This window comes from Sanguibacter sp. HDW7, assembly GCF_011300875.1.
Lineage (GTDB): Bacteria > Actinomycetota > Actinomycetes > Actinomycetales > Cellulomonadaceae > Flavimobilis.
In genome coordinates this window covers 1,060,466-1,083,741 of record NZ_CP049862.1, presented here as the reverse complement: position 1 = coordinate 1,083,741, position 23,276 = coordinate 1,060,466, and the positions used below count along the sequence as shown (strand labels likewise).

Here is a 23,276-nt window from a genome sequence, read left to right as displayed (position 1 = left end):
GTCGCACACGACAGCTCGACCCGTAGGTCTCCAGCACCGTTCGATGGTGCTGGAGACCTACGAGTCGTTTGGGGAATCTGTCAGGGCCCGACCGGGTTGGGGTCCGGGTCCGGGGGGAGCGCCGCGACCGTGCCGAGGGCAGCGCTCTGCCAGGACGTCCACGTCTCCCACCCCGCGTTCACCGGGAGCGACGACGCCGTGAGCCTCACCGTGAACTCGGTCGCCGGCGTCGCCGCGACCGTGCACGTCGCCGATCCCCCGGCAGCGATCGTCACGCTCGCCGTCTCGGCGCCGCCGCCCACGGCGCACGTCGCGTTCGTCAGCGCGACGGCGGCTCCGCGCGTCGAGGACACGGTGAACGTCGCTCCCCGCACCCAGCCCCCGGTCGGGGCGGGTGCCGAGAGCGTCCCGGCCGTGGCGGTCGCGGTGACGGTCGCCCCGGGGGCGAGCGACGTCCGGTTCGCCCATCGGGCGGTGCTGGACGACGTGTAGGCGACCTCGACCTGCCAGGTCCCCGGGGCGAGCCCCGGCGTCGCGCGGTCAACCGTCACGGTCGCGGTGCCGTTGTTCGCCGCGAGCGTCGCGGCGGGCAGAGGCACGCGCGTCGCGCCTGAGACGAGCGTGACGAGGACCGTGCCCCTGGGGCTCGGGTTGTTCTTCGGTGCGGCGACGGTCACGGTGAGCGTCGATGTCGGGGCGTCGAGCGAAACGGTGGCGTTCGTCGCAGTGACGCTCACCTGCTGCTGCTCGGGCTCCAGCGTCCCGTGGAGGACGACGTCTCCCGTGCCGGTAGCAGGGGTCCCGACGACCCGCCACGGCATCGCCGCGGGCACCGTTGCCGTGAGTGTGTACCCGCCCGCGTCGGCGAGCAGCCACAGCTCCTCGTGCCCCGCGCCGGGGACGACGGTGAGGGTCGCTCCCGTGAACCCGCCCGGCTCGGCGCCTGACGCCGGCGCGACCGTCACGGGGACTGTCGTCCCGCCCTCGGCGGCGAACTCCGCGGACGCGTCGACGAGCGCACGCACGCGGACCTCGTCGACCGAGATCGCGACGTCGTCGCCGCCGGTCCCGAGGACAGTGTGCGTGATCGTCCACAGGTGCCCCGTCGGCCCCGAGACGACCATGAGCCACTCGCCCGGCGGCACCTGGGCGAACGTCGTCCCGTACGTGTCCCCGCCGAGCCGCGTCACGGGCTGCGCCCCGAGCGGCAGTCGCTCGTCGGACGAGCCGCCGCCAGCGGGACGCATCTCCACGACCGCGCCCGTGAGGTCGCCGCCGCGTACCGACGTGAGCACGAGCGTCACCTGCCGCGGCGTCGTCGAGAGGACGACGTCGACCGACACCGTCTGTCCACCCGTGACCGACACGCTGCGCGTCGCGGGTGCGTATCCCGGCGCGGCGACCTCGACCGTGTACGAGCCGGCGTCGATGCTGTCGAGCACGTAGACGCCCGCGCCGTCGTTCTCGCCGGGCTGGGTGGCGACCGTCGTCGCCCCCGCGAGGAGCGACACGGTCGCGTCGCTCACCGCGACGGGTGCGCTCCCGCCGGCCTGACCCTGCACGTTGACGCGCACAGTGTTCTTGCGTCCTGTCACCGGCACGAGGATGGTCGGCTGCGTGCCACCGACCACGGGGACGATCTGCACGGTGAGGCTCGTGCCGCCGTCCGTCGTCACGAGGAGGTTCATGGGCAGCGGGTGAACGTCCTTGAAGACCCGTAGCCCGTCGGGGCACGTGCCCGTCCCGGTCGGCACGCACGTCGGCGGCAGCACGGCTGAGCTCACGGGGCGGACGTTCACCCGGCCGAGATCGATGCCGAGGCCGTCGACGTCGACGAGCTCGATCGTCACGTCGACCTTCGCGAGGACCAGCACAAGGTTCTGATCGGCCGCCACCGCCCCCGGGTTGGCGCCGACTGAGGCGGGGCGCGACGCGTCGACGTACCCAGCGAGCTTTGCCTGCACGGTCCAGGGGCCGGCCGCAAGACCCTCGACGTCCGCGCTGCCCGTGATCTCGTACGTGCCGCCGGGGCCGGTGCGCGTCCGGAAGATCGTGCTGCCCCTCGACGCGACGACCTCGACGCCCTCGGCCGCGCGTTCGGTCCCGGCCTCGTCGAGCGTCACCTTCCCGCTGATCGTCCCCATCCGGGTGACCTCGACGGCGACGGCACCGGCGAGGGTCGCGCCCGCGACCACGACGACCTCGGCGCCTGTGACGAAGCGGTATCCGGCGGCCTTCACTGCCACGTCGTAGGTCCCGGGGGCGACCGTGCCGAACGACACCGCCGCCGTCCCGTCGGCCGTACGGGTGGTCGTCACGCCGCCGAGCGTGAGCGTCATCGTCGCACCGGGCACGTCGGCCCCGTCGGCCGCGTCGACGACGCGCACGGCGAGCACGCCGTGCTTCGCGAGCCCGACGACGAGCCGCGGCACCGCACCCGAGCCGACGACCGGCACGTTGTACGTGACGCGTGCCGACGTGAAGCCCGGCAGGCTCGCCTCGACGACGTAGCGTCCCGGCCGCACGAGACCGCCCGTGCCCGTGGCGGGCGCGCCGAGAGCGGTGTCGCCCCACACGAGGGGGACGGAGCCCGAGGGGTCTGCCACAGCGCCGTCTCGCACCTGAGGCGCGTGCACGGACGTGCCCGCCGGGAACGACGTCACCGTGTACGTGACGTTCTCGGCGAGGTTGACGAGGTCGGCGCCGGTCGCCCCCGTGAAGGCAACGACGCCGTCGAAGTCTCGCGCGACGGGGTCGAGCGTGAGCGTCACGGTGCCGTTCGTGTCCACGGTCGTGCCGGTGAGCCGTGCGCCCTCGTAGACGGTGTCCCCGTCGACGACGACGTCGAACTTCGACGAGACGAGGACGAGCCGTTCGAGCGGCGAGCCGGCCGGGTCGGTGCCGACGTCGAAGGTCCCGTCGGCCTGCGTCGTCCCTGTCGCGGAGCCGCGCACCGCTGTGACGCCGTCGTAGCCGACGATGCCCGTGACGGTGACCGTGCGGCCGCCGAGGCCGGTCGGCAGGGAGCCGTCGAGGAAGGTCACGACCCGCCCGGAGAAGCGGGTCGCGCTCGACGCGACGACGACGGGACGCGCGGCCTCCTGGTTGAGCGCGACCTCGACGCCCGTCGCTCGCGCGGACGCGCCCGTGTCGGGCGCGACGACCTCGACCGTGTAGGTGCCGGCCGCAAGATGGGTGAGGAGGGCGGCACCGCTCGGGCCGGCGGTGACCGTCGTGCCGCGTCGACCGTCGGTCGCGACGGGGGTGACGAGCGCGCCGGGCAGCGGGTCGAGGCCCGAGCCGCCGACGTCGACGAGCGCCGTCACGGCGACGCGTCCGAGCCGCTCGAGGGTCGCGTCGAAGCGTGCGACCTGGCCTGCGACGAGCGTGAGCTCGGTCGCTGCGACCGGGTAGAGGTACTCGGGGTCGCCGGGCAGGACGGTGACGGTGTACCCGCCCGCGCGCAGCCGCTCGACCTGGTAGGCGCCGTTCGTGCCGGTGCCCGCGCAGCGGTGCGGCGCGGCGACGGTGCACGTCGGGGTGCCGTCGCTCGCCGCACCGACGGTGCAGGTGGTGCCGTCGGGCAGCGGCGTGCCCGTCGGGGACACGACGACGCACGTGCCGGCGGGCACGGACCCGACGCGGGCCTGCACGGTGCCGACGACGGACGGCGACGGGTAGAGCGCGACGTTCGTCGCGGTAACCGTGCGTCCCATGGGCACCTCGACGCGCACCGTTCCGGGCTCGTACCCGGGCGCTGAGAGGGTCACGGTGTAGAGGCCGGGCGCCAGGCCGGGCTCGTCGGCCGCGGGGATCGTGTACTCGAGGTCGGGGGCGGTGGTCACGCGCACCGTGCGGGGGGTGCCGTCGGGGTTCGTCGTCGTGATGGTCGCGGTGACGAGGCACTCCTCGGCGACGGTGGCCGAGCACGTGATCTGGCCGTTCGTCCGCGCGTCGACCGCGCGGCCGCGCACGCGCGCGTCCGTGGTCACGCCCCCGGCGTCGGACTCGGCGAGCGTGAGGCGCACGCTCGCCGTCCCTCCCGGGCCGACCTCGACCTCGGTGCGTGCGGTCGCGCGCCCGAAGGACTCGGCGGTGACGACGTACGTGCCGGGCTCCATGCCGCCGACGCGGAACGCGCCGGTGCCCTCGGTCGACGACATCGTCCGGTAGGTGTTCTCGGAGCCGGTGAGCGTGAGCCCGACGCCGCCGAGGCCCGAGCCGTCGGGCGCGACGACCGTCCCCTGGACGGCGGCGCCCGACGCGGGCAGGCGCACGTCGCGCGTCGTCGCACGGCCCGTGCGCAGCTTCGCGCGGAGCGTCACGGACGTGTGACCTGGCGCGGAGACCTCGAGCGTGTACTCCCCCGGCACCGGCAGGCCGTCGACGACGTACGTGCCGGGGCGGCCTGCGGTCGCGGTCGTCACGGTGCGTTCGACGCCCTCGCCGCGCACGACGACGGTCGCGCCGCCGACGGGTCCGAGGGCGCCGAGGCCGTCGGGCCCCGTGACGCTCCCGGCGAGCGAGCCTTCGCCGTGGACGAGGCTCATGCTCGCGGTCGCGGCGCCCGACGCACCGAGCGTCACGAGGCGCGACGCCGTGCCGAGGCCGTCCGCGGTCACGGTGACGAGGAACGTCGACGGCGTCGAGAGACCGTCGACCTCCCACGCGCCGACGTCGCCGCGCGTGCGGGTCGACGTCGTGACGGTCGACGTGCCGTCGGTGATCGTCACTGTCGCGCCGCCCACGGCACCGCCGGGACCGCGCACGGTGCCCGAGAGGCGGCCGGCACCCGCGTGGAGCTCGGCGTCGAGGCCGGCCGCGGCCTCGACGCCTGTGACGACGCGGCGGACGGTCTGGTAGCCGGGCTTCGACATCTCGACGAGGTACGTCGCGGTGGGCACGAGGCCCGCGACGGCCCACGTGCCGTCGTCGAGCGTGCGCGTCGAGCGCTCGCGCGCGAGCGAGGTGGTCTCGGGGACGAGCGCGCCCGCGGGCGTGCGGGTCACGGCACGCGAGTCGGTCGTGCCGGTCGCGCGGGCTGCGGTCGCTCGGACTGCGGTCGCGCGGGCGACGTCGGCGGCGCGGACGCCGGGCAGGGCCGTGGCGAGGACGCGGGCCACGGCCGCGAACGACGACGCTGACGTGCCGGGGGCGCTTGGTCCGCCGTCCGCCGTCGCCGTCGTCCCATCGTCGTCCTGCGTCTGGCCGGCGACGACCCCGGAGGCCGTCGTCGTGGTGCCGTCGTCCTCCGCCGGACCTCCGGTCGCGCCCTGGTAGGGCGTGAGCCGCACCGTGACGCCGCCGGGAGCGTCGGACGTCACGAGGCCCGCGGCACGCACGGTGCCCGCGAGCTCGGACGGCGTCTCCCCGGGGTCGTCGGACCCCGTGCCGGGGTCTTCGTCGGGTGCCTGCGGATCGCCCGGCGTCCCTGGGGTGCCGGGCACCGCGGTCGCGACGGGCGTCGGCGACGTCCGCTCCCCGACCGCGTCGCGGATGCGCGGCACGGCGACGACGAGCCCGCCGAGCCACAGCGCGACGACGAGGACGAGCGCGAGCGCCCGCGTCATCGACGCCGTGACGAACGGCATGGCGGTGACGCCGCCGCGGAACGTCGCGGGCGCCTGCGACCCGTGCGCGAAGATCTCGTAGCCGCGCCGGTCGCGGTGCCCCACCCAGGACGGGCGCAGGATGCGGGCGCGTGCCGTGACGCGCGTCGTCGAGCGCGCCGGGACGCGCACGTGCCGCGGCACGTCGACGTGCAGGCCGCGGTCGGACCGCGTCGCGAGCTCGAGCTCGACGGGGTCCTCGCCCGTGTTCGACAGGACGACGGCCACGCGGCGCGAGAGCCGCGCACGCGCCTCGGCGGGCTCGACCGCGAGGACGACGCGGCTCGGTGCGTCGACCGTCACGGTCGCGGGCGCGACCGTCTGCTGCGGGGTCGCGCGGACGCCCGCCGGCGCCGTCTCGACAACGACGGCGCACGCGTACTCCCCGGCCATCGCGCCCGCGGGCGCCACGACGACGAGCTCGACGGTGCCCGTCGCGTCGGGCTTGAGCCCCGCGAGGACACCGGGCGCGGGCGACCAGCCGTCGTCGAGCCCGCGCACGTGGACGGTGACGTCGAGCGGGACGTCGGCCGTCGAGCGCACGTGGACCGCGAGCGTCGCGGGACGCCCTGCGGGCGCGTGCGCGTCGCCTGCGACGAGGACCGTGCAGGACGTGCCGGGGACGACGGTGCTCACGGTGCCTCCACGGTGACGGCGACCTTCGCCGCCTGCGACTGGGTGACGGTGACGACCTTCGAGGCCCCGAGCACGGAGCCCTGGCCCGAGAGGATCTCGACGACGTAGGACGCCGGTGCGTCGACGTCCTCGAAGGTGAACGCGCCCGCGCCGTCGGTCGTCGTCGTCGCGGTGGGCGATGCGCCCGTGCCGTACGCGGCGGCCGTCCACAGGCGCACCGTGACGCCCGCGAGCGGTGTCCCGCCCTGGGTCACGGTGCCCGCGAGCGATGCGGGGGCGACGAGCACGGGGTCGAACGTCGAGGCGGTGCCGGCGCCGACCGTCACGGTCGTCGAGACGGGGCGCGTGCCGCGCCGCTCGAAGGTCACGGACCAGGTGCCGGGCTCGAGGTTCTCGACGACGTAGCGGCCGAGGTCCGCCTGCGTCGTCGCGGTGCGCACGCGCAGGGTCGTCGCCCCTGAGGTGAGCGTCACCGTGACGCCGCCGACGCGCGTCGCCGTTCCGGTGAGGTCCTTCTGCTGCACGACGCCCGTGAGGGTGCCGCGCGCGCCACGCATGGGCGTCGTCACGCGTCGCGTCGCCGTTCCGCCGACGCGCACGGCGCCCGTCGCGTCGAGGCTCACGGAGACGACCTGCGTGCCGAGGTCGGCGCGCGTGAGCGTCACCGTGTACGTCGAGGGCACGGGCAGGCCCGCGACGCGCCACGCTCCCACGGGCTCGGTCGTCGTCACGGTCTGCCGGGTCACGGCGCCGTCGGTCACCGTGACGAGCACGCCGCCCGCGTTCGAGCCCGCGGGCACGGTGACGAGGCCGTCGATGCTGCCCGACGCGAGGCCGAGCGAGACCGCGACGCCCTCGAGCTGCTGCCCACGCGCGAGGTCGAGCGCGAGCGTCTCGGGCGCGAGGCCCGGCGCGGAGACCTGCACGGTGAACGTCGCCGGCGTCGGCAGGTCGCGCAGCGTGAACGTACCCGCGTCCTCCCCCTCGGTCTGCGTGAGGGTCCGCACGACGGTCGAGCCCCACGTCGCGACGACGGTCGCGCCCGCGACGGGCCCGTCGGCCGACGAGACGACGCCCGTGATCGTGCCGTCGCCCGTGCGCAGGTCGATCTCGACGCCCTCGCGGTCCTCGCCCGCACCGACGTCGAGCCGGTGGACCTGCGCGGAGAAGCCTTCCTTCGTGACGACGAGGTCGTACACGCCCGGCGAGGGCACCGACGTGAGGAGGAATGTGCCGTCCGCGCCCGCGACCGACGTCCTCAGCACCGCGCCGTCGCCGGCCCCGGGTGCCTGCGCGACGGGGCCGCCGTCGGCCGCGAGGACGTCGAGCGGCACCTGGAGCTCGACGCGCGCCCCCGCGACGTCCTCGCCCTCGACGGTTCCCGCGATCGTCGCGGGCGTGCCGCCGAGCATGACGGTGAGGCCGTCGACGGTCTGGCCGCCGCGCACCGCGACCGGCTCCGCGTCCGCGTCGGACAGCGCCGCCGGGTACCAGACCTCGGCGTAGCCCGCGCCGCGCAGCCGCACCTTGTAGTCGCCCGCAGCGAGGCCACCCACCCGGAAGGCGCCGGCCGCGTCGGACGCGGTCGACGCGACGACGACGGTCGCGTCGTCCGCCGCCGTGACGTCGACCGACACTCCTGCGACGGCAGCACCGTCGGGCTGCAGGACCGTTCCGGCGACCGTCCCCGCCCCCGCCGCGGTCACCGCGCGGTCGCGCGAGCGCGCAACCTCGAGCGCGAGGTCGCGGTCCGCCTGCGAGCGCGCGAGAACCGAGCCGAGCCCCACCGAGACGACGACCGCGAAGACCGTGACCGCGGCGAGCAGGCCGAGCATCGACATGAGACCGCGCGAGAAGCGCGGCCGCTGGACGAACGCGCCGATCGCGAGCGGGCGCGAGCCGGGCTCGGGCGCCATCGCCGCGAGGTCGTCGCTCGCGTGCACCTCGACCTGCCGCACGACGGGCGTGCCGAACCAGGGGCGCTTGGCGCGCAGCTCGACACGCCCCGCGAGGTGCTCGCCGGGTGCGAGGTCGAAGCTGCCCGGGTCGGCGAGGAACGCCGTCGCAGCCTCGGGGTCGACGCCGTGGAGGCGTCCCGTGAGCCGCGTGTTGCCCTCGTTGGCGACCTCGACCGAGAGGACGCCACGGCGCCCGGCCGTGACTGTCGTCGGGTCGAGCCGCACGCGCAGGCCGGGCGTCGCGGGCACGTGGACGGTGAGGTCGCAGATCTCGACGTCGTCGCCCGTCGTCGTCGCCCGCACCTGCACCGCGAGCCGCCGCGCTCCCGCCGCGACCCCCACGGGCAGCGTGAGCGCGACGCGCACGGTGCCGGTCGTGCCCGGGAAGAGCCGCGGCTCCCCGTCGATCTCGACCCAGCGCGGGTCGACGCCGAGGACGCGCACCTCGTACGCGGCGATGACGTCGCTCGTGTTCGTCACGACGACCGCGAGGTGCGCGGGCGAGCCGGGCACGGCGTCGAGGACGGGCGGGGAGAGCTCTGCGCGCATCAGCTGGTCCGGAGGTTGCTTCGGGCGGTGCCGCCCGCGGTGACGCGGGCGAGACCGGTGGCGGTGCGACCGTCGGCCGCGGTCGCCGTGACGGTGTAGGTGCCGGGTGCTAGACCCGGGAAGACGTAGGCGCCGGTGTCGGTCGTCACGGCCTCGCGCTCGGTAAGGCCGTCGGTGAGGACGACGCGCGCGCCCGCGAGCGGCGTGCCGCCGGGGTCCTTGACCGTGCCGCGGACGTCGCCGGTCGCGGCGCCGAGGCGCACCTCGAGGCCCGTGACGAGGCCCGTCGCATCGAGGTCGACGGGCACGGACGCCGCCGCGAGGCCGGCGGCCGTCACGGCGAGCGTGTACGCGCCCGGCGTAGCGAGGCCGCTCACGGTGAACGCTCCGACGTCGCCCGACGTGAGGGTCGTGACGGTGAGCGGCGTGGCGCCCCCGGCGACGACGACGGTCGCACCGCCGACGCCCTTGCCGTCGGGTCCCAGCACGCGGCCCGTGACGGACCCGGCGCCGTCGACGAGCTCGACGGCGACGTCGCCGCGCACCTCGCCGGCGGCGAGGTCGACGACGACGCTCGCCGAGCCGAAGCCCTCGCGCGTGAACGTCAGGAGGTACGTGCCGGGCGTCGGAAGGCCCGGCAGGACGAAGCGGCCCACCTGGCCGAGCGTCGGTGTGCCGACGGTGACGTCGCGGCCGCCGACTGACGTCGTCACGGTGACGGCGCCGAGGGGGCGACCGCCGGCCGTCACGGTGCCCGAGACCTGCCCGGGCGTCGTGCCGAGGCGCAGGTCCGCGACGAAGCGCGACTGGCCGCCCGCGACCTTCTCGCGCGTCGTCGCCGGCTGGTAGCCCTCGGCGGCCGCGGTGATCTCGTACGTGCCCGGGGCGGGCAGGTCTGCGACGCTCCATGCTCCGTCGGCGCCGACCTCGACCGTGCGCGCGGGCACGTCGTCGGACCACGCCGCGCGGACGGTCACCGTGACGTCGACGGCTGCGCCGTCCGCGATCGCGCCCGTGTCGACGCGGCCGTGAAGGGTCGCGGGGTCCCCGACGACCGTGACGTCGACGTCGCTCGTCGCGTCGCGGCTGGTCGCGCGGACGGGGGTCCACGGCTCGTCTCCCGTCGCGTACCAGGTTGTCTCGTAGCCGTCCGCCCCGACCTTGAGCAGGTACTCGCCGGGGAAGAGTCCGCCGATCGCGTACGTGCCGTCGTCCTGCGTCGCGGACGACGCGATCGTCACGAGGCCCTCGGGCGCGCGCCGCACGGCCTCGACCGTGAGTCGCCCGACGCCCTCCCCGGAGATCTCTGACGTCACGCGGCCCGTGAGCGTCCCGCCGACCCCCGCGGGCACCTGCCCCTCCTTGGGCAGCGCCCCCTCGGGGGCCGCACCGGGCGTCCCGTCCCCGCCGGACGCTGCACCGTCGACCGCGGTCGCCGCGAAGTACGACGCGGGCGCGACGCGCGTCACGGGGTCCGCGCCGAGCGCTCCCCGGATGCCGAGGAGCAGGACGACGGCCCACAGCGTGATGATGAGCGCGAGCGTGAGGATGGTGAGCAGGCCGCGCGACAGCACGGGCCGACGCCGCAGGACGAGGTCGATCTCGTCCGTGAGGTCGCCCGCGGTCGCCTCGAGCCGCACCGCAAGGTCCTGGTCGGACCCGGTCCACGCAAGAGGCGCGCGCACGCGCACGCGGGTCGTCCGTGTGCCACCCGCGGGCACGGACAGCGTCGACGGCGTCGGCTCGCAGCGCAGCGTCCGCTCCGTGTCCCTCGCTCGCAGCGCGACGTCGACGGCGACGTTGCCCGTCGCGAGGACCTCGACGTCGAACGTCGCCTCGCGTCGCGCCCGCACGCGCGAGGGCGCGGCGCGCAGCGCGAGCCCCGCCGCCTCGGGCACGACGACCTCGAGGTCGTGCTGCGCGACGGGCGCGCCGCTCGCCGACTGCACGAGGACCGTGACGAGGTGCGAGCCCGCGGGGAAGCTGCCGGGCAGGTCGAGCGCGAGCACGAGGTCCGCCGACGCCTCGGGGAACAGCCCGACGGCGTCCGACGTGCACGTCACCGTGTCCTCGGGCAGGCCGACGACACGGGCGGAGAACGAGTCGATGACGCCGGTCGTGTTGACGACCGTGAGCGGGATGCGCGCGGTCCCCTCGGCGGAGACGTCGACGCGGGTGAGCGGGCTCAGCACCCTCATCGGCCGGAGCCTCCGACGCTGCCTGCGCCGGCGGTGCCCGTGCGTGGCAGCACGCTCGTCGCGGCCTCCACGCCCGTGACCTGCGGCGGCGCGAGCTCCCAGTCGTGGACGTCCGCGACGACGGTGACGACGATGCCGAACGACGCCTTGACCTGGCTGCCGAGCGTGCCCCACAGGTCGCGCGGCCGGTGCGCGTCGTCCGTGCGGACCGCGACCTGCACCGACGACGTGAGCGTGTCGGGCACGGCCCACGCCGGCAGGGCCTGGGATCCGAGCAGGCGCGTGAGCGCCTCGCCGAGCAGCTGGTGCTCGTCGCGCACGGAGCCGGCCCACGCAGAGACGAGGTAGGAGAGCTCGACGAGCGGCTGGGGCGGTCGGCGCTCGAGGCGTCCGTCCGGTCCGGGCCGCTGCTGCGCGGGACGCGGCGGCTGCGGGCTGCGCGCCACCTGGTGGAGGAAGAGGTTGACCGTGAGGCGGTTGACCTGCGCCGACCACGTCGACGTCGGGGTGTCGAACGAGATGTCGCCCTCGTGGTCGGCGAGCGGGAGCGTGCGGCGCAGGAGCGCCTCGAGGGCGCGGTCGACGTCGGGGACGAGCACGGTCCCTCCTCCCGAGGTCGTGTCCCGCCGAGGCGGGCTTGTGGTGCGTGCGGTTACGCGAGCCTGCCGCGGCGGGTGCCACGGCAGTGCCGGGTGCGGGCACGACGTCGCGCCGCGCCGCGCGGACCGGATGATCGACGGTAGGACCGAGGTCCCAGGACGGTCATCGGTAATCGCTACGGAACACGCACGCAGCGCCCGGCACCTTCCCGACGGATCAGCCCGTGAGGGTCGTCGTCGTGCCCGGCACGACGACCTGGACGACGCCGCCGAACGCGCACTGGCACGTCGACCCCTGGACGAGAGCGGGCCGCCCTCCCACGAGCACGGACGTCGAGCCGCCGACCCAGGGCGTCGTCGCGGGCACGCACGGCATGGGCGTGAGGACGCCGAGCGCGGCCGCGGTCGCCGCGGCGACGGTCGGGTTGGCGAGCGACGTGCACATGCCGAACGGCGGCACGTTGACGACGGGTGCCGCGTCCGTCATCACCGCGGCTGGCCGTCCCTCGACGAGGACGCGTGCGGTCGGCAGGACGTTGAGCGTCGACGGCGCGGCGCCGAACGAGCACATGAGCATCGCGGTCGCCGCGACCTGCGGGCGGCCCACTACGCGGCCGAGCCCTTGACGGAGGCCGTGAGCTTCTCCCCGGTCGTCGTCACGAGGCACAGCACCTCGCGGTCGCCCTCGCCCCAGCCGCGCGCGTTGGGCTGCAGGTAGGTGAAGAAGAGGTCGGAGTCGCGGTAGTCGACGCCGACGTAGCCCTCGAACGCGGCGGCGCACACGCCGTCGGAGAATGACTTGAGCCACGCGTCGCCCGGGAACGTGTCGATCGCGGCGCCCGCCTCGTCGACGACGGGCACGGTGGCGTACGCCTCCTGCTCGTGAGGCTCGGTGCACGCGACGCGTACGACGGTCTCGACCTCGGCCGTGACCTCCGCGGGCGCGCGCAGGCAGTCGCCCACGGCGACGTCCGTGACGTTCGGGGCGGCGTCACCGTCCGACGTGCACGCAGCGAGGGTGAGGGTGAGTGCGAGGACGGACCCGCCGACGAGTGGCGCCGGGCACCTCATGCGTCGAGCACCCGCGCGGCCGCCTCCGGCTCCTCGCGTCCGTCGACGACGGCCTTGAGGGGCTCCGCGACCTGCGACCACGTCGTCCGGACCTCGTCGGCGGCCGTGGCGAGGAGCGCCCCGAGGTCCTCGGGGAGCAGCTCGAGGATCGCGCCCCCGGGCGCGCCGAGCGACACGGCGGCGCGCACCGAGAGGAGGCCGCGGTCGACATCGAGCTCGACCGTGCTCGCGGCGAGGCGCGAGTTCATCCGGGTCGCGGCGAGCGCGACCCGGTCGCGGGCGTCGTCCGGCACGAGATCCTCGGCGACGGCGTAGAACGTCACGCCGGGTCGGCGCTGCGTGATGACGCCGACGACGTCGCCGACGGTGAGCGTCTCGGGCCCCCAGTCGATGTCGTGCTCGACGCCGACGGCCGCGAGCGCGGCGTGGACGCGGTGCGCGAGGTCGCTCGCGAGCTGGGGCTGGTCGGTCACGACTGTCCTCCGGTGGTCGCGGCGTTCTTGGCCTGCTCGGCCAGGTAGAGGAGCACCGCCTCGCGCACGGTAGCAGGGTTGCTCGGGTCGTTGAGCGCGGCGCGGAGCTCGCCGTCGGTCGAGCTCTTGAGGACGTCGAGGACCTGCTGGGGCGTCGCCCCGGCGGGGATCTCCACGGGGCCGACGCGCCCGGGGCGGTGCTCCTCGAAGCGCTGTCCAGTCCGTTCCATCCGCCGCTCGTGGGTGTCGCTGCGGGCGAACATCTGGCCGAAGCGCCACAGGATGCCACGGTCCTTGCCCGCGGGGCCGCCCTGGGCGGCGGCGTCGGCGTCCATCGTGTTCTTCTGCTGCGCCATGCGTCCGGTGTCGCGGAACCGCTCGAGGACAGAGGACCCGGCGCCGGTGACGGTCTTCGCGTAGCGCGCGAAGATGTGCGACGGGTCGGCGTCCTCGTCGAGCTCGCCGAGCACCGCCTCCCGCACGCGCAGCAGCGTGTCGTCGCCCGAGGGTGCGTCGTCGCCCGACGTCGAGACGCCGCGGAGCATCGCGGCGTCGACGGGAGCGCCGTCGACCTCGTAGCCGGAGAGGAAGGAGAGGGCGATCGCGTCGCCGCCCGCAGCGCGCACGATGATGCCGTCGACGGCCGTCGCGGGGCTGCGCTGGAGGAGCTTCTCCGCGGACCCCTCGAGCCGCCCGGTCTCCTCGCGGATCGCGCTGCGCTCGAGCCCCCGCAGGATCTCGTTGGCGATGGTGTGCCCGACGTCGTGGAGCGCGTCGATGACGGACATGCCGGCGCCGACGGCCGACGGGATGCCGAAACCGCCCGCGGTCGCGACGGTCGCGATGGCGACGCCGAGGTCGCCGACGGCCTTGCCCGCGCTCCACGAGGCCTTCTCGAGGTTGATCGTCGTCGACTGCGCGACGCGCAGGAGCGGCCTCACCATGACGTCGGCGCCCTGGGCGTTCTTGCCGCGCAGGTAGGCCTGGGTGAGGTTCTCCTTCGTCGAGTTGAAGGTGCGCGACGCGGTGACGACGTCGGTGACCGCCGAGACGACGCCGAAGACCGTCGTGACGATGTTGAGGCCCGGGACGACCTTGGCGACGTTGTCGCCGACCTTGTCGGCGACGCCCGCGGCGAACTTCGCGGTGCTCGTCGCGGTCGCGCTCAGCGCACCGAGCGCGTCGGCCCCGGCCTTGACGCCCGTGAGCATCTCGGCGGAGCTCACCCCGTCGGTGTGCATCTTCTTCGCGGACTCGACGAGCCGCTTGAGGTTGACGACGGCGTTCTTGAGCCCGGAGACGATCGAGAGCGCGTCGCCGAAGACCTCGGTCGCGGCCTCCTGCTTCGAGGGGTCCTCCTGGGCGTCGTCCCACTGCTTGTCCGTCGCGAGGTTGTCCTTCTTGCGCTTCTGGACCTCCCCGATCTTCTCGACGAAGTCGGCGGTCCCGAGCGGCGCGAGGCCCTGGGCGCGTTCGCCCTTGGACTTCGAGGAGTCGGTGAGCGCGCTGAGCCCGGCGGCTGTCTCGAGGGCGCCGGCCGCGGTGTCGACGGTCGAGTCGACGTTGTCCGTGGTGACGAGCCGTTCGCGGGGGGCGCCGGGTGTCTCCCGCTCGGCGCGGACGATCGCGCGTCGGCGCATCTCGAGGTCGAGGGTCGAGCCGGCGGTCGGGCGCTTCTTGCGCAGCTTCTCGACGGCGAGCGCCCACTCCTGCTCGGTGAGGCTCGCGGCACGCTCGCGCACGTCCACCGGACCGGCCGCAGCACCCGTGGGTGCGGGCGGGACGGCGAGGCGCCCCGACGCCTGCGCCGCGGCCTGCGCGGCGACCGACGCACCCTGAGCACGCTGCGCCGCACGCGCCTCGGCGACCGCGGCGGCCGCGGCCCGCTCGTAGACCGCCTCGACGTCGTGGTCGAGGAGACCCCCGGCGTCGTCGGACGCTCCGGCCGACGCCGATGCGTGGGCGCGCGCCTTGCGGATGAGGGCCATAAGTCGCTCGGACTCGGACTTGCGAGCCGGTGCCCACTGCTCGAGATGCTCGTGCGTGCCGCCCGGCAGCCAGGTCGCGGTGTACGCGGCGTCGGCGGCCGCGGCGGGGTTCATGCCGCGCTGCGCCATGCCTGCGGCGAGGTCCGCCTCGGAGGCGAGCGCCTCGGCGAACTCCGCGTTGATGTCGGAGACGCTCTGCTGCGCGGTCTCCAGGTCGACCGGGTTCGACCCCGTGCCGTAGATGCGGTCCCTGTCGGCGGCGCGCGCTGCGGTGTTCGTCTCCCGCTCCTGCTTGAGGTGCGCGTCCTCGGTCTTCTTCGCGGCCCTCGCGTCCTTGAGGTCCTGCTTCTCCTGCACCTTCGCAGGGTCGGTGGGGCCGAAGACCGCGGCCTTGAGCCGGGAGAAGAGGCGCCGGACGCCCGTGCCGGTCTCCTGCACGACGTGCGCGATCTCGTGCGCGAGCACGCGCGTGCCCTCGGTCGTCGAGGTGTCGACGTCCCCGAGGAACACGTCGTTGCCCGTGGTGAACGCGGTCGCCGACATCCCTCGGGCGAGCGAGCGCGCCCCAGCGTCCGAGTGGACACGCACGTGGCCGAGGCTCGTGCCGAACGCGCCCTCGAGCTCGCGCCGCACGGGCGCGTCGAGCGCGCGGCCGCTGCCGCGACGGGCCTCGATGCGGGCGCTCGCCGCGGGGTCGAGGTCGCCGCCCGCGAAGCCGACGGTCGCGCCTGCGACGGGCGCCGCCGAACGACGCAGGTGGCCGCAGCCCGCGGAGTGCGCGTGCGGGCCGTCGTCGTCCACGGCGTCGCGCGAGCCGGCGAGGCGGCGCAGCACGGTGTCGGCGAGGGCGTCGGCGCGCGCCTCGGCCTGGTCGTCGGCCGCACCGACGCTCAAGGGAGCCGGCGCGGCGGGGGCGGAGTGCTCAGGTGCCGCGACGGCGGGCGCGTCCGGTGTCGCGGACGCGCGCTCGTGGTCGTGCGTGACGGTCATAGCCCCTCCCCGGGCACGGCGTTCGTCGGACAGGACCATGGTCCTGCCCGGCGCCCGCGGGGGCGTCGGTAGTCGCTACGCAACTTCGCCGCGGCGGTCGGCGGCGTCAGAACCCGGGGCTGCGCCGTCCGAGCTTGGCGAGCTCGCGGCCCGCGGCGACGGTGAGGTGCCGCATGCCGACCTCGTCCCCGGTGGCGACCGCGTCGTGCGTCGCGGCGAGCACGACGTTGCGGATGTCGCCGCCCGCGACCTCGAGGCGCGCGGCGAGAATGCCGACGTCGACGGGGTCGTCGGGGTCGGTCGTCGGCAGCTGCGCGAGGTGGTGCTGCCACAGCCGCACGCGCGTCGCCTCGTCGGGGTCCGGGAAGTGGACCATGAACTGCAGGCGTCGGGCGAAGGCCGGGTCGAGGTTGCCGCGGAGGTTCGTCGCAAGCACCGTGATGCCGTCGAACACCTCCATCCGCTGCAGGAGGTAGGCGACCTCCTGGTTGGCGTAGCGGTCTCGCGAGTCGCCGACGGAGGAGCGCTTGCCGAAGAGCGCGTCGGCCTCGTCGACGAAGAGCACGCAGTTGAGCTGCTCGGCCTCGGCGAAGATCTTCTCGAGGTTCTTTTCGGTCTCGCCGACGTACTTGTCGACGATCGCGGAGAGGTCGACCTGGAAGAGCTCCATGCCGAGGGAGTCGGCGACGACGTGCGCCGCGAGCGTCTTGCCGGTGCCGGGGCTGCCCGAGAAGAGGGCTGCGACCCCGGTGCCCTTGCCGCCCTTGCCGTGGATGTCGCCGAGCGCGGCGACGTCGTCGCGGTGCCGTCCCCAGGCGACGAGGCGTTCGATCTCGGCGCGGGCGTGCTCGGGCAGGACGAGGTCGTCGAGCGTGGCGCCGCTGCCGCGTCCGGTGCCGCCGCGGCCGAGCATGCGCACGGCGCGGCCGAGCGCAGCGTCGTCAGGGTCGGCGCCGGGTGCGTCCGCGCGGGCGCGAGCGGCGGCGCGCGCGACGTCTTGCGGTGCGAGGCGGAGGGTGGTGACGGTGGGCCCGGGCGTCGCGCCGTCGAGGTGACGACGCCACAGCACGGTGCGTTCGGGGGTCGTCATGACAGGTGCGACGACGGTCGTGGGCAGCCACGTGGCCCACCGGGCGTCCCAGCGGCGCGCGCCGACGGCGACGACGGGGACGGGTGAGGCGAGGAGCGCGGGCACGGACGCGGCGGCGGCCTCGGCCCCGACGAGGACGAGAACCTGCCCGGCGAGGAGGGCCTCGAGCAGGAGCGCGTCGACGACGTCTCCGGTCCCGGCGACGTCGCCGGGGCGCAGGTGGACGTCGGCGTGGCCGAGGTCGGCGACGAGGCAGCCGAGCCCGAGCGCGGTGCACGCGGCCGCGGCGAGCGCGGCGCCCGTGGCGCCGGGCCCGGACTCGACCCAGACGAGCGGGTCGTCGCGCTCGAGCGCGGAGATGACGTCGCCGACGCCGTCGACCGCGACGGCGACGGGCTCCTCGAGGAGGTCGAGCACGAGGCGGGCGGGCGTGTCGTCGCCGCGGAGGTGGTCGGCGACCCGTTCGGGGACGACGACGCGTCGGGCGGGCAGCGGGTGGTCGCCCGGCGGCGTGAGGAGCCCGGTGGCGCGCAGGGGTGCGGAGGCTGAGAGCCGGCCGAGCGCGGTGGGCTCGGTCGCGGGCGCCCCGGCGATCTCGAGCGCGGTCGACGTCGTGGGGCGGGCGGGCTCGCCGTCGCCCGCGAGGAGCCCGGTGAGGTGGAGGCCGAGCGGGTGGAGCTCGGGCAGGAGCGCGGCGGCGAGCACGCGGGCGGAGACGGGGTCGAGGCCCACCCGGTGGGCGAGGCGGAGCAGCCGGGTCTCGGCGACGTGGGCGAGCGGCGATCCGGCGAGGTCGGCACGCACGACGTCGCACACGGTGCGGGCGGTTCCGCCGTGGTCCCATCCGACGGCCTCGCGGCGTGCGACGGCCTCGTCGATCCGGCCGAGGACGTCGCGCAGCGGCGTGCCGAGGTCGATCGTGCTCACGCGAGCGGGCTCGCGAGCGTGTTCGTGCCGAAGCCGGCCGCGAAGCGAGGCCCGTCCTGCGCGAGCTCGGCCGCGAAGCGGTGCTGCCACGTGGGGAACGGGGCGTGCGCGAGGGTCTCGTTGGCGAAGCGGCGATCGCCGGTGACCTCGGTGACGCAGAACGCGGGGATCGTGAGGTCGGTGACGGGGGCGCCGCGCTCGCACTCGGCGATGACGAGGCCGCGGTTGCGGCCCGCGAAGACGTCGACGACCCAGCCGTCGGTGCCGAGCCAGGCGGAGTAGCGGTTCTTGACGATGCGGGCGCCGCCGCGGCGCATCATCTCGACGCCGACGTGGACGTCGATCTCGCGCTCGGCCTCGTAGCGGGTGCCGCCGGCCTCGGGCCCCTTGACGGTGAGGGCGCAGAAGTCGAAGCGGTCGGCGTAGGTGTCGAGGACGTCGACGGCGTCGAGGTCGGCCGTCGGGTCGAGGACGATGCCGTCGGCCTGGACGCGCAGGCGCATCGCGTAGCCGTCGACCGCGAGGAAGTAGGACTGGACGATGAGCGTCGGCGTGGGGTCGTCGCGGACGTCGTCGGGCAGCGTGCGCACGAAGAAGCGTCGCTCGAACTCGAAGTCGCCGTAGCCGGTCTCGCTGGTCATCGCGGGGTCCTGGGGTCGGGGGCGGTGGGGTTTCCGGCCCGAACGTAGCACCGCGAGCCCCGGATCCGTGGGATCCGGCCACGCTTCCGGACGGATTGACGCCTTCCGACCATCGAATGGTCGGAAGGCGTCGATCCGTCGGGGAAGGTCTGTCAGCCCTCGTACGGGAGGGAGCGGCGGCCCTCGGGGTCGATGCGCTCGAGGATCGTGTCGCTCAGGCGGTGGAGGTCGGCGACGTCCTGGGGCGTGAGCGCCGCGAAGACGGAATCGCGGACCTGGGCGGCGTGGCCGGGGGCTGCGGCGACGACGGTCTGCCAGCCGTCGTCGGTGAGCGTGGCGTTCATGGCGCGGCGGTCCTCGGGGCACTCGGCGCGGGCGACGAGGCCGCGCTTCTCGAGGCGCGTGACGACGTGCGAGAGGCGCGGGAGGGTCGAGTTGGTGCGCGCGGCGAGGCCGGTCATGCGCAGCGTGCGGCCGGGTGCCTCGGAGAGGATCGCGAGCGTGTAGTACTCGAAGTGGCTGAGGCCGGAGTCGCGCTGGAGCTGGGAGTCGAGGATGCCGGGCAGGAGCTCGACGACGCCGATGAACCGGACCCAGGCGCGCAGCTCGTCGTCGCGGAGCCAGACGGGCTGGTCGGGGGTGCGCTCGTGGGTCGTCATGGGAAACAGCCTACCGCATAGGTTGACGCTTCAACCAATGCGGCGTAGGTTGTTGGTTGTCGCTTAAACCAATCTCCGACGGGCTCCCCGCCGGACGGCCCAGGAGGACCTCATGACCACCTTCAGCATCATCGGCACCGGCAACATGGCCCAGGCGATCGGCGGTGTCCTCGCCCGCGGCGGCGCGGCCGTCCAGACCGTCGCCCACGCGGAGACCCCCACACTTACGGGCGACGTCGTCATCCTCGCGGTCCCCTACCCCGCGCTCGCCGACATCGCCACCCGCTTCGGCGCGCAGCTCGACGGCAAGATCGTCGTCGACCTCACGAACCCTCTCGACTTCTCGACGTTCGACGCGCTCGTCGTCCCCGCGGGCTCGTCGGCCGCCGCCGAGCTCGCCGCGCTCCTCCCGGGCGCCACCGTCCTCAAGGCGTTCAACACGACGTTCGCCGCAACCCTCGCGTCCGGCACCGTCGGCGGCTCCCCCACGACGGTCCTCGTCGCGGGCGACGACGCCGCGGCAAAGGCCACGCTCGTCGCGGCCGTCGAGGCCGGCGGCCTCGCCGCGCTCGACGCCGGCTCGCTCGCCCGCGCCCACGAGCTCGAGGCGATCGGCTTCCTTCAGCTCACCCTCGCGGTCTCCGAGAAGATCTCCTGGACGGCCGGCTTCAACCTCAGCCGCTGACCCAGGCCGCTGCGGCGCAGGACCCCCTGCCTGCCCACAGCCCGACGGCTTCCCCTGGCCGTCCACACGAGGACCCTGTCGCGCTCCGCGGCGGGGTCCTCGTGGCGTAGCGTCAGCGGCGACCCATCCGACCGGCAGGAGGACGCGTGAGAGCCGACCCGCACCTCATCGACATCCGCGACCTCACGTTCCAGGCGCCCCGCGCGACTACGTCGTGATGAACACCGCCGACGCGGCCCTGCCGCCCTTCTCCGAGCTGGTCGAACGCCACGGCGCCACCGTCTGGCGCGTGTGCCGCGCCGTCGTCGGCCCGCACGCGGCCGACGACGCCTGGTCCGAGACCTTCCTCGCCGCGCTGCGCGCCTACCCGACGCTCCCGCCGACGACCAACCTCGAGGCCTGGCTCGTCACGGTCGCCCACCGCCGCGCTGTCGACGTGGTCCGCCGCGAGCACCGCACCGTGCCCGCCGGGACCGACCCGAGCGACCTCGCACCGCCCACACCCGCCCGCACCGCCCCCGACCCGGCCGCCCGCGCGGCCGACACCGAGGTCTGGACGCGCGTCGCAGCGCTCCCCGAGCGCCAGCGCCTCGCCCTCGCCTACCACCACCTCGGCGGCCTCACCTTCGTCGAGGTCGCCACGCTCGTCGGCGGCACCCCGGACGCGGTGCGCCGCGCCGCCGCCGACGGCCTCGCCACGCTCCGCCGCACCTACGGCTCCGAGGAGATCGCATGACCACGACCGCTCTCCCCCCGGCCCTCGCCGAGGGCCCCTCGTCCGCACGCCTCGGCGCACTCACGGACGCGCTCGCCGCGAGCGCCGCGGCCGACGACCTCCTCGACGTCGCCGTCCGCACCGTCGCGAGCCCCGTCGGCGACCTCCTGCTCGCCGCGACACCCGTCGGCCTCGTCCGTGTCGCGTTCACCGCCGAGGACCACGACGCGGTGCTCGACGACCTCGCCCGCCGCGTCTCCCCGCGCGTCCTGCGCGCTCCCACGCGGCTCGACGCGGTCGCCCGCGAGCTCGACGAGTACTTCGAAGGCCGTCGCGAACGCTTCGACGTCACGCTCGACCGTCGCCTCTCGGCGGGCTTCCGGCTCGCGGTCCTCACACACCTCACCGATGTGCCCTTCGGTCGCACCGAGTCGTACGCCGAGGTCGCCGCGGCGCTCGACAACCCCAAGGCCGTGCGGGCCGTCGGCTCCGCGTGCGCGACCAACCCGATCCCCGTCGTCGTGCCCTGCCACCGCGTGCTGCGCTCGGACGGCTCGCTCGGCGGGTACCTCGGCGGTCTCGACGCGAAGACGACGCTGCTGCGGCTCGAGGGGGCGGTCGCATGAGCCCGCTTCCGACGACCCCGGGTGCGGGCGCGCCCACCCCCGCCGCCGATGCCGCTGCCGCTGCCGCTGCCGACGATGCCGCCACGGCCGACGCCCCCGCGCGCCCCGACCTCGTCGTCGGCGACGACGGCCTCGCCCGGCCTCGCTGGGCCGCGGCCGACGCGCTGCTGCGCGACTACTACGACACCGAGTGGGGCATGCCCGTGCGCGACGAGCACGGGCTGTTCGAGCGGCTGAGCCTCGAGGCCTTCCAGTCGGGCCTCTCGTGGGCGACCGTCCTGCGCAAGCGCCCGGCGTTCCGCGAGGTGTTCGCGGGCTTCGACCCCGAAGCAGTCGCCCGCTTCGACGACGCCGACACAGCCCGGCTGCTCGACGACGCCCGCATCATCCGCAACCGCGCCAAGGTCCTCGCGACCGTGCAGAACGCGCGCGCGACGCTCGAGCTGCGCGCCGACGGCGGCCTCGCGGAGCTCGTGTGGTCCTACCGTCCCGACGCGACGCCGGCACCGCGATCGTTCGCGGAGGTCCCGTCGACCTCGCCCGAGTCGCGCGCGCTCGCGAAGGACCTCAAGAAGCGTGGCTTCACGTTCGTCGGCCCGACGACGGTCTTCGCGCTCATGGAGGCCGTCGGCGTCGTCGACACGCACCTCGTCGGCTCGCACCGGCGCGGGACCTCGGGGGTGTGGGCCTGAGCGGGGCCGCGGAGGCGGCCGGGGCGGCGGCCGGGGCGCCAACCGGGGTCTCGGGCGGTCTCGAGGACGCCTGGCTCACCGCTCCCCCAGCCCTCGTCCTGCCCGTGCGCGGGCCGTGGCAGCCGCTCGTCACGCTGCGCTCGCTCGCGGCGCACGACGTCCCCGGCTCGACGACGACAGACCTCGCGACGGCGACGCACGTCCGGCTGCTGCCCGGGGAAGGCTGCGCGGTCCCGTCGGACGCGCAGGCACCTGTCACGTCGCGAGCCGCAGCGCCTGCGCCTGCGCTTGCGCCTGCGCTTGCAGCTGCGGCCGCGGCTGCAGCTGCGGCTGCACCCCGAGTCGTCGCGATGACGCTCCGCGCGAGCACCGTCGAGGTCCGCACGCCGGGCGACCCGGGGCCGGGCCTCGCCGCAACGGTGACGCGCTGGTTCCGGCTCGACGACGACACGCGTCCTGCCGAGGCGCGCCTCGCCGCCGACCCGCTGCTCGCACCACTCGTCGCTGCTCGTCCCGGGCTGCGCCCTCTCGGCCACCCGGAGCCGTTCGAGGCCGCGGTGACGGCCGTGCTCGGCCAGCAGGTGTCGCTCGCGGCGGCGCGCACGTTCGCGGGGCGGCTCGTCGACGCGTTCGGTTCACCGGGACCAGCCGGGCTTCGCGCATTCCCCGACGCGGGCACGCTCGCCTCCGTCCCTGTCGACGAGCTCCGGGCCGCCCTCGGCGTCACGGGCGCGCGGGCGCGGACGCTCGCGGGGCTCGCGCTCGCTGTCGCCGGAGGCCTCGACCTCCGCGCCGCGGGTCGGGAGGAGCTGCTCGCGCTGCCGGGCGTCGGGCCGTGGACCGCGGACGTCCTCGCGCTGCGCCTCGGCGCGGACGACGTCGTGTGCGCGGGCGACCTCGTCCTGCGGCGCACGCTCGACCTGCCGGACACCCGAGCCGTCGAGCGTCGGGCAGAAGCCTGGACCCCCTACCGCTCGACCGCGCTCTGGCACCTGTGGGCGGCAGCGGTCTACGCGTGAAGGACAGCGGGCGTCGTCCCCTGTCCTTCCCGACACGGGCGAGCTCGCCGGTCACCGCCGGACCGGAGTTCGACTCTCCGCACCCAACGGCACCGGCCCGGCTGACGTCCCGGGCCGACGCGACGGTGCCGAGGATGCACCCCGGGGCCGC

At 75.3% G+C, this 23,276-nt stretch carries 16 protein-coding genes; 5 read left to right on the top strand and 11 right to left on the bottom strand.

What is annotated here, in order from left to right; translation table 11 throughout:
* Positions 1-80 precede the first annotated feature (80 nt).
* The 11 genes from G7063_RS04995 to G7063_RS04945 form a co-directional block, all read right to left on the bottom strand.
* Positions 81-6,245, bottom strand: coding sequence for a carboxypeptidase regulatory-like domain-containing protein (locus G7063_RS04995; RefSeq protein WP_166413415.1), 6,165 nt, complete (start codon positions 6,243-6,245; stop codon positions 81-83).
* Entirely contained in the window at positions 6,242-8,752 is a 2,511-nt protein-coding gene (locus G7063_RS04990) for a carboxypeptidase-like regulatory domain-containing protein (RefSeq protein WP_166413414.1), read from the bottom strand. The genes G7063_RS04995 and G7063_RS04990 overlap by 4 nt, the downstream gene beginning before the upstream one ends.
* Positions 8,752-10,950: a carboxypeptidase-like regulatory domain-containing protein gene (locus G7063_RS04985; RefSeq protein ID WP_166413413.1), complete on the bottom strand. Its 2,199-nt coding sequence runs from the start codon at positions 10,948-10,950 to the stop codon at positions 8,752-8,754. The genes G7063_RS04990 and G7063_RS04985 overlap by 1 nt, the downstream gene beginning before the upstream one ends.
* Positions 10,947-11,549: a DUF4255 domain-containing protein gene (locus G7063_RS04980; RefSeq protein WP_166413412.1), complete on the bottom strand. Its 603-nt coding sequence runs from the start codon at positions 11,547-11,549 to the stop codon at positions 10,947-10,949. Before G7063_RS04980 ends, G7063_RS04985 begins: the two co-directional genes overlap by 4 nt.
* Before the next feature lie 217 nt (positions 11,550-11,766).
* On the bottom strand, positions 11,767-12,156 hold the full coding sequence (locus tag G7063_RS04975) for a DUF4280 domain-containing protein (protein WP_166413411.1): 390 nt from the start codon (positions 12,154-12,156) through the stop codon (positions 11,767-11,769).
* Entirely contained in the window at positions 12,156-12,620 is a 465-nt protein-coding gene (locus tag G7063_RS04970; protein ID WP_166413410.1) for a septum formation family protein, read from the bottom strand. Before G7063_RS04970 ends, G7063_RS04975 begins: the two co-directional genes overlap by 1 nt.
* Complete coding sequence (locus tag G7063_RS04965) at positions 12,617-13,093, bottom strand: hypothetical protein (RefSeq protein ID WP_166413409.1); 477 nt, start codon at positions 13,091-13,093, stop codon at positions 12,617-12,619. Before G7063_RS04965 ends, G7063_RS04970 begins: the two co-directional genes overlap by 4 nt.
* The gene (locus G7063_RS04960; protein WP_166413408.1) at positions 13,090-16,071 is read right to left on the bottom strand and encodes a DUF4157 domain-containing protein; all 2,982 of its coding nucleotides are present in this window, start codon (positions 16,069-16,071) and stop codon (positions 13,090-13,092) included. Before G7063_RS04960 ends, G7063_RS04965 begins: the two co-directional genes overlap by 4 nt.
* 106 nt (positions 16,072-16,177) lie before the next feature.
* Positions 16,178-18,088: an ATP-binding protein gene (locus tag G7063_RS04955; protein ID WP_166413407.1), complete on the bottom strand. Its 1,911-nt coding sequence runs from the start codon at positions 18,086-18,088 to the stop codon at positions 16,178-16,180.
* Positions 18,085-18,729 carry a CYTH domain-containing protein gene (locus G7063_RS04950; protein WP_166413406.1) on the bottom strand — a complete coding sequence of 215 codons (645 nt, stop codon included), beginning with the start codon at positions 18,727-18,729 and terminating at the stop codon, positions 18,085-18,087. Before G7063_RS04950 ends, G7063_RS04955 begins: the two co-directional genes overlap by 4 nt.
* 152 nt (positions 18,730-18,881) lie before the next feature.
* Positions 18,882-19,388, bottom strand: a complete 507-nt coding sequence (locus G7063_RS04945) for a MarR family winged helix-turn-helix transcriptional regulator (RefSeq protein WP_166413405.1) — start codon at positions 19,386-19,388, stop codon at positions 18,882-18,884.
* A gap of 112 nt (positions 19,389-19,500) precedes the next feature.
* On the opposite strand from G7063_RS04945, the gene G7063_RS04940 reads away from it, so the two are divergent.
* The 5 genes from G7063_RS04940 (at position 19,501) to G7063_RS04920 (ending at position 23,125) form a co-directional block, all read left to right on the top strand.
* A complete protein-coding gene (locus G7063_RS04940; protein ID WP_166413404.1) occupies positions 19,501-20,073 on the top strand; it encodes an NADPH-dependent F420 reductase in 573 nt (190 codons plus the stop codon).
* 217 nt (positions 20,074-20,290) lie between these two features.
* Positions 20,291-20,809: an RNA polymerase sigma factor gene (locus G7063_RS04935; RefSeq protein ID WP_166413403.1), complete on the top strand. Its 519-nt coding sequence runs from the start codon at positions 20,291-20,293 to the stop codon at positions 20,807-20,809.
* Positions 20,806-21,414, top strand: a complete 609-nt coding sequence (locus G7063_RS04930) for a methylated-DNA--[protein]-cysteine S-methyltransferase (protein WP_166413402.1) — start codon at positions 20,806-20,808, stop codon at positions 21,412-21,414. Before G7063_RS04935 ends, G7063_RS04930 begins: the two co-directional genes overlap by 4 nt.
* Positions 21,411-22,106, top strand: coding sequence for a DNA-3-methyladenine glycosylase I (locus G7063_RS04925; RefSeq protein ID WP_166413401.1), 696 nt, complete (start codon positions 21,411-21,413; stop codon positions 22,104-22,106). The genes G7063_RS04930 and G7063_RS04925 overlap by 4 nt, the downstream gene beginning before the upstream one ends.
* On the top strand, positions 22,097-23,125 hold the full coding sequence (locus G7063_RS04920) for a DNA-3-methyladenine glycosylase 2 family protein (protein WP_206188211.1): 1,029 nt from the start codon (positions 22,097-22,099) through the stop codon (positions 23,123-23,125). The genes G7063_RS04925 and G7063_RS04920 overlap by 10 nt, the downstream gene beginning before the upstream one ends.
* The last annotated feature ends 151 nt before the right edge of the window (positions 23,126-23,276 follow it).

Bases quoted from the DNA above. Each gene is read 5' to 3' on its own strand.
- G7063_RS04990 (WP_166413414.1), bottom strand. From the start codon at position 8,752: ATGCGCGCAGAGCTCTCCCCGCCCGTCCTCGACGCCGTGCCCGGCTCG.
- G7063_RS04940 (WP_166413404.1), top strand. From the start codon at position 19,501: ATGACCACCTTCAGCATCATCGGCACCGGCAACATGGCCCAGGCGATC.
- G7063_RS04950 (WP_166413406.1), bottom strand. From the start codon at position 18,729: ATGACCAGCGAGACCGGCTACGGCGACTTCGAGTTCGAGCGACGCTTC.
- G7063_RS04935 (WP_166413403.1), top strand. From the start codon at position 20,291: ATGAACACCGCCGACGCGGCCCTGCCGCCCTTCTCCGAGCTGGTCGAA.
- G7063_RS04925 (WP_166413401.1), top strand. From the start codon at position 21,411: ATGAGCCCGCTTCCGACGACCCCGGGTGCGGGCGCGCCCACCCCCGCC.
- G7063_RS04985 (WP_166413413.1), bottom strand. From the start codon at position 10,950: ATGAGGGTGCTGAGCCCGCTCACCCGCGTCGACGTCTCCGCCGAGGGG.
- G7063_RS04930 (WP_166413402.1), top strand. From the start codon at position 20,806: ATGACCACGACCGCTCTCCCCCCGGCCCTCGCCGAGGGCCCCTCGTCC.
- G7063_RS04945 (WP_166413405.1), bottom strand. From the start codon at position 19,388: ATGACGACCCACGAGCGCACCCCCGACCAGCCCGTCTGGCTCCGCGAC.
- G7063_RS04960 (WP_166413408.1), bottom strand. From the start codon at position 16,071: ATGACCGTCACGCACGACCACGAGCGCGCGTCCGCGACACCGGACGCG.
- G7063_RS04970 (WP_166413410.1), bottom strand. From the start codon at position 12,620: ATGAGGTGCCCGGCGCCACTCGTCGGCGGGTCCGTCCTCGCACTCACC.